Here is a 6,159-nt window from a genome sequence, read left to right as displayed (position 1 = left end):
GGAGACGGCGCGGCAGTTCAATGGGGCGATGAGCCTGGAGGGCCTGCGGGAGTTGGTGCGGGAGGTTCGGGCGAGCCGGGAGGCAGGCCGCTTCGTCGCCGTGGGCGGGGCGGACGCCGCGTTGGCGCTGCATGAGGCCGGAGGGGACGTGGCCAGGGCACGGCCGCTCATGTCCAGGGCACGTCCCGGGGCCACGGGCTCGGGCACTCCACCCGGGAAGAGTGGCGCGGGGACCGGTGCCGGGAAGGCCGCCGTGACGGAAGAGGTCGCACGCCCCTCCGCTACGAAGGCCGGTGCCGCGGAACGCCAGGGCACCCTGGCCTCGCTCGTGGACGAGGGAGTTGGCCACACCCTGGATGTGGTGGAGGCGAAGCTCGCGGCGGCGGAGCTCGAGGCCACGGGCCCGCGCCTACCCGCGGACGTGGGCGTGCTGGAGAAATACCGTCCCTCCCTCGACGCCCCGCCGCCCGAGGCTCGGGGCAACCCACGCTGGCGCGAGTACGTCGACTACTACAACAGGCGCTTCAAGGAGGTGAAGGAGGGCACGGCCGCCGAGGGCCCCCTCAAGTGGGAGCCCTACGAGCGGATGCGCGCGTGGTTTGCCCGGGGGCTGGCCTTCGAGCGCGACATGGTGAAGCTGCTGCAAGAGGACGCGAAGAAGCCTCGGGCCGAGCGCACCTTCCTCGGGGACTTCGACAAGCCCCGAATTGAAACGCAGGTGGGCGTGAGGAAGCCGGGCCCTGGCCTGCGCTACGCGGATGTGCTCGTCATCGAAGAGGGCAAGCTCGGTGGGCAGCCACGGCGCGTGGAGACGTTCAGCTTCAAGAGCCGTGATCTTTCGGGGCTGAACCCCAAAGCCCTAAAGGCGCAGATGGTTGAGGATGCGCGGGAAGCTCTGCAGAAGTACGGCGAGCGGCTGGACATCCGCCGGGACTCTCTCCAGTCCCTTTTTCCGGGAGGCATCGAGGTGGAAGTGCCGCGAGTGCACCTCGTTTACGAGGGCGGCGAGCTCAAGCCTATGAACGCAGACGCTTTGAAGGCAGCCGTGGACGCGACGAAGGATTCCGTTCCGGGAGTGGAGGTACTGTTCCAATGAAGGTGCTGAACGTGCGTGATTTGAAGGCAGAGGACAGTCTTCTGCTCACCTTTGACGGTGCCTTCGATCCAAACGCTAACCTTGGGATCGAGCTGGAGCCTTATTTCCAGGCACTCGAACTATACGCCGACGGGTGGATGCCGGACGTCGTCGAGGGTAAGCGGCGACGCAAGTACGCCCGCGCCGCCATTTGGAAGGCGCTGGAGGAGGAGCGCGACGAAAGGACCACGTCCATCGGTCTCTACCGGACGGCGTGGCCCGCATTGGATATGTGGCCAAGGCTCAATTACCCGCCGCTTCCTCTTAAGTTTGCCACCTTGCTTGAGGTGCGACCGCTTTCGTTCTTCTCCGAAACGGAGCGCTGCCAAAAGTTCGTCGAGATGGTGCGAGCTTGGGCCAGTCGCTATCCAGTCTACCATGCCAAGGCCCACAGCACTGATGACACGCAATTGACGGACTCGCCGAATTTCGGCCGCGACGACGAGACTCGACGCAGAGACGGGTTCGACAAGGTCTACGAGGTGTTCTGGCTCAACGTCTTCGGCCCCAAGTTGGTGGAAACCGTGGGTCGCGAGCGCGTGTTGTCCACACCAGCTCACCGGGTGGAGGAGTTGCCCAATGGCTCCGTCCTCTTGGTGCTGTGGCCCATTGTGGCGGATTTCGCGAGCAAGGAGGCACGGCTCGCCCAGGCCCGCGCCCACGCCCACCTCCGGCCGGACCTGGACTTCGACACTGTGCTGCGCACCTTGCTTGAGCGCAGCGCCAAGCTCGCTCCCGTGGAGCCCCGCTTCCACCCGGACCTGGCCCCGCTCCTCTCGCGTGTGGTGGACCGCGCTCCCAGTCACGAGCGCCAGCGCAGAATCGCCGAGCTCAACGCTTGGCGTCCGCCCGAGCCCGAGGAGTGGCGCCCCGCCGACTCCGCACTGCCTCCGGACGTAGAGGACCAGGCACGTGCGTGCGAGTATTACAGAACCCTCGCCGAGCACCTTGTTGCGCTGCTGCATTCGGAGGTACCCTCCGTCTTCGAGTCGAAACCCGAGTCCCTCACGGACGCCGACTTCTATTTCTGGCGCGAGGAATTCCCTACGAGCCGCCTACGGGAGGCGATTGACGAGCACGCAGTGTCCGCCATTGGTGCGTACCTGGGTGAAGTGCTGGTGCGCAACCTCGGTGGCAGGTGGATTCCGCGCCAGAAGATCGAGGAGGCACAAGTGCTCGTGGGCAACCGCGTGTGGTTGCCCTTCGCCAGAGCCCGCCACTACATGCGCTCGCGTCAGGCGCTGCTGGACTACTCCCTCACCCAGTTCTTCCGCGTGGCCGAGCGGCACCGGGGCTGAGTACCGGCAGGCAATGCCTCCGTGCTGGAGGGGCGGCTCCGCGAGCCCGGGTTCACTGTGCTCACCGCCACGGCGGATGCCGGCGCTACCGTCTCGTCGCGGAGTTGACGGAATTGGCGCCCGCGTCGAGCCTGCCCTCGCATCCGGGGACGAGCGCACCACTGGAAGTGCCCCTGTGCGCGGCCAATCCCTCGAGCCACGCGAGGGCCTCACGTCGAAACGGGGCGTGGAGGAGTTGGCCCTGTGGATGGTGGCAGGCATCGTCGCGAAGGGCCTGGGCTTCTTCGCGACGGAGGGGCTGGAGTGGGTAACGAGAGCGCTGGGGCGTGAGCCCGAAGCAGCAGCCGGCTGGCTGCGCACCGCGATCTAGCGCCTGTCACCTGCCCATGAACCATTGAAAGCCGGGAGCTCATTGGAGGGCGTTCCCTTCGACCCGGTCCTGGCGAGTATTTATGCGCGCCTGGGGCATGCTGCGTTCGCTACCGAGGTGATGGGCTGGGTTCTCAGCCGCTTCGATGACCAGGTGCACACGCTAACGAAGGATAATAAATGGTGGCGGGAAAAATACTGGGAGCGACTGGGCAAGCCCGTGACTGTTTTTGGTGGTGAGATGGCAATGGCCTATACCTATGCCACCGTGCCTGAGCTCGCGGATGAGTGGGGACGGCAGCCCGTGGTGTATATAGATACCTACGAGTACGAGCCCAAGGTCATGCCCATCGCCTCAAACGTGGACCGCTTCTTCGACAGCTACTCGCGCTACCTGGAAGCCCTCGTCGCGGAGCCGAGCTACCAGAAATCAGGAGAAACGGATCTCCTCTTTCCCTGGCACACGACCGAAATCCTCGCGCGGGACGAGCGGTTGGTGGAGTTGATGCGCGCGGGTCGCTTCGACTCGTTGATGAAGAACGTGGACGATGAAACGCGCCGCTGGGCCGCCAGGGTAATGGGCACCGCCTCGCCGTGAGCCGTGGAAGGAGCACGAGCGGCGCGGCCGCACGGGAGCTCCTCATGGACACGTCCCCAACGACTCTCATTCTCTCGGACATTTTGGTGGAGGTGGAGTTTTCACGGGCCGGGAGCCGGTCGCCGCCGTCCGCGAGCGCCTGCGCAAGGAGAAGCAGGCGGACCTGCACGAAGACATTCTGTTGGAGCTCTACCGGCACCGTATCCTGATGGAGGCCTGAGTCCGGCCGTCTCAAGGAGGAGAACGGATGCGAGTGGATATCGTGCGGGTGAGGAGCTCGTGGTGGGTGTCGTGCGTGCTGGCCCTGGTGTGCACAGGGTGTGCGGAGTTGCGGAACGCCGTGGTTCCACCTCCGGAGGCTCGGACGCGGCAGACCGCCCAGGTGCAGCAGGTCCAGGCTCAGGGGCCTTCTCCGAAGTGCCCGGAGCGCATCGCCCTGGAGGAGCCGCTGGAGCCGGGCCGCATGACCCTGCCGGGCGCCCGCGCCTTCGTTCCGGGCCTGTCGCTGCCGCAGCTCGGTCTCCTCGACGCGCGCAGCTCCTTCCAGTCCCAGCTGACGTTCGCCGAGGGTTCCCTGGAGCTGGTGGGGGTGTCGTACGAGAACGGCGCGGGCCTGCTGTTCTTGCGGCCGGAGGCGGACGGCTACTGCGTGGTGAACACGTGGTCCACGTGGCAGTCGAGTGACGTCCAGTACACGGTGGACTCCAAATGGACGTCCCCGGATGGCCGCATGGCCATCCTCCTGCTGAAGCTGATGGTGGCTCCGGGTACTCCGGGCGAGGAGACGCGCTGGGTGGTGCTGGGCACCGACGGGTGGCGCGCCTGGGTCGCCCTCGGCACGCCGCCCGAGCACCAGCTCCTGGTTCACTCGGTGAGCTTGCTGCCCAAGGGCAAGCAGCTCTACCTGGACGTGAAGATGGAGCGGACCTCGCGCTTCGCGCTGGGCAAGGACGGACACTTCATCACCGGGCAGTAGGTCCTCGGAACGACCCTCCACTCCTGGAGGCCGTGCCCTCGGCCGTGCCTCCAGGCGCTCGCTCATGCTGCTGCTGCGCGCGAGCGGGAGGCTCGCCACTCCTGATGCAGGGCTGCGTCATGGGACTCGCGGCCAGGAGATGCGAGATGGTCACCGAGATCCTCCGGGACTCCTTTTCTCTCTACCGGCGTTTCGCGGGGCGGTTCATCGCGACAGCCGCCATCGTCTTCGCGGGGCTGGATCTCTTCTCGGCACTCAGCAACGTGGAGTCTCGCCGGGGGCACACGGCGGGAGCTGTCTTCTGGGGGATCATCGCCCTCGTGGCCTGGGTGGTGGGCTCGTTCTGGATCCAGGGCGCCATCGTCGAGGCGGTGGAGGACGTGCGTGACGGCCGCGCCGACATGACGATCGGCCAGCTCTACGAGCGGGTCCGGCCCCGTCTGGCCACGCTGATCGGCGCCGGGCTCCTGGCGGGCCTTGGCATCGCCTTCGGCCTCCTGCTGTTCATCATCCCCGGGCTGTACCTGCTCACGCGGTGGATCGTCCTCGCCCCCGTCATCATCATCGAGAAGAGGAGCATCTCCGAGGCGTTCAGCCGTTCGAACAACCTGGTCCGGGGCGACGGCTGGGAGGTCTTCGCGCTGGTGCTCATCACCGGCATCCTCACCGTCCTCGCCCAGGCCATCATCGGGGCCGTGTTCTCGTGGCTGCCGCTCTTCCTGGATGTGTGGATCGGCAATCTGATCGCTCACAGCCTGGTGATGCCCTTCGTCCTCATCGTGTGGACGCTGCTGTACCACCAGCTCGTCGCCCGCCGGGTCCAGGTCCCCCCACTCCCGGGCCCGCCGCCCTTCAGACCTCCGACTCCGACGACGCCGTAGGACGGGCGGGCGGAGTGACCTGCCGCAGCAGCTCCAGGGGGCCCAGCTCCTGGAGCTTCTGGAACTGCTCCGGCGTCTTGACGAGCAGCGAGCCGGCGAACCCCATGGCGTTGACGTTGATGCCATGGGTCTCGGCGCACGAGCGGGGCACGAGCAGCATCCAGTCCCGCGTGGCGAGCAGGTTGTAGGGAGGCAGGGCGTGCTCCATCCCGAGCGTGGCCCTCAGGGACTGGTAGGCCTCGAACAGCCGCGCCCCGTCCCTCCCGGCGGAGGACTCCCACGGCCCGAGGCCCGTGAGGACGTGGAGGAAGTTCAGGGCGGGCACGGTGGTGACGTGGCCTCGCGCGGGCGGCGCGGAGAGCAGCGTCTCCATGGGAGCGCGCAGGCCCTGCGGACCCAGCGGCGGAATGAGCTGAAGGTGCTTGTGCCGCTGGCTGGCACCGGCCATCTCGCCCGAGTTGTAGAAGGCCAGCCCATCCAGGCCGCTCATGCAGAAGGCGAGCGCCTCGAAGTCCGCGGCCGTGAGCGGGGACTCCTGCTCCTCGAAGATGCGTGTCACGAGGAGCAGGTGGTGCTCGACGACGTTGAACTTGTTGAGCATGCACGTGTGGGCAGGTGGAACGTCTCCGACCACCATGACCGGGTCCGGGTTCTCGAAGGGATTGAAGGGCGCCGCGCGGGGCTTCTCGCGCTTCGCCCGGTCATCCTTGAGATGCGCCCGGCCGAGCACGCGCACCTGGAAGGGAACTTCCCGCTCCTCCAGCGTCTGACACTCGGTGGCGATCGGTTGCAGGGCTCCGGTGGCCAGTGCGTTCCGGGTCGTTTCGAGGGTCCGGGGCCACAGGTCCTCGGGCTGCGGCAGTGGCCGATGCGGGGCGGGGGGCGTGCTCATCGCGGCGCAC

Annotated in this window: 6 protein-coding genes and 1 pseudogene; 6 read left to right on the top strand and 1 reads right to left on the bottom strand. The window is 66.9% G+C overall.

Annotation, left to right across the window (positions count from 1 at the left end; translation table 11 throughout):
• The 6 genes and pseudogenes from DAT35_RS55965 to DAT35_RS59660 all read left to right on the top strand — a co-directional run.
• Positions 1-1,096, top strand: a pseudogene (locus DAT35_RS55965) (hypothetical protein); the annotation flags it as partial.
• Positions 1,093-2,433 (top strand): hypothetical protein, encoded by a 1,341-nt coding sequence (locus DAT35_RS55960; RefSeq protein ID WP_108077683.1) that lies wholly within the window; start codon positions 1,093-1,095, stop codon positions 2,431-2,433. The pseudogene DAT35_RS55965 and the gene DAT35_RS55960, both read left to right, overlap by 4 nt.
• 175 nt (positions 2,434-2,608) lie before the next feature.
• A complete protein-coding gene (locus DAT35_RS55955) occupies positions 2,609-2,803 on the top strand; it encodes a hypothetical protein (protein WP_108077682.1) in 195 nt (64 codons plus the stop codon).
• Positions 2,804-3,049: 246 nt separating this feature from the next.
• A complete protein-coding gene (locus DAT35_RS58630; RefSeq protein ID WP_146210305.1) occupies positions 3,050-3,400 on the top strand; it encodes a hypothetical protein in 351 nt (116 codons plus the stop codon).
• 247 nt (positions 3,401-3,647) lie between these two features.
• A complete protein-coding gene (locus DAT35_RS59665; protein ID WP_158502388.1) occupies positions 3,648-4,376 on the top strand; it encodes a hypothetical protein in 729 nt (242 codons plus the stop codon).
• A gap of 146 nt (positions 4,377-4,522) precedes the next feature.
• Positions 4,523-5,257 (top strand): glycerophosphoryl diester phosphodiesterase membrane domain-containing protein, encoded by a 735-nt coding sequence (locus tag DAT35_RS59660; RefSeq protein WP_158502386.1) that lies wholly within the window; start codon positions 4,523-4,525, stop codon positions 5,255-5,257.
• Here the strand turns inward: DAT35_RS59660 and DAT35_RS55940 are convergent.
• The gene (locus DAT35_RS55940; protein ID WP_108077687.1) at positions 5,229-6,149 is read right to left on the bottom strand and encodes an ATP adenylyltransferase; all 921 of its coding nucleotides are present in this window, start codon (positions 6,147-6,149) and stop codon (positions 5,229-5,231) included. The genes DAT35_RS59660 and DAT35_RS55940 overlap by 29 nt on opposite strands.
• Positions 6,150-6,159: the final 10 nt, after the last annotated feature.

The sequence above is a fragment of the Vitiosangium sp. GDMCC 1.1324 genome (genome assembly GCF_003044305.1).
Taxonomy (GTDB): Bacteria; Myxococcota; Myxococcia; order Myxococcales; family Myxococcaceae; genus Archangium.
This window is presented reverse-complemented; position numbering and strand designations above follow the sequence as displayed.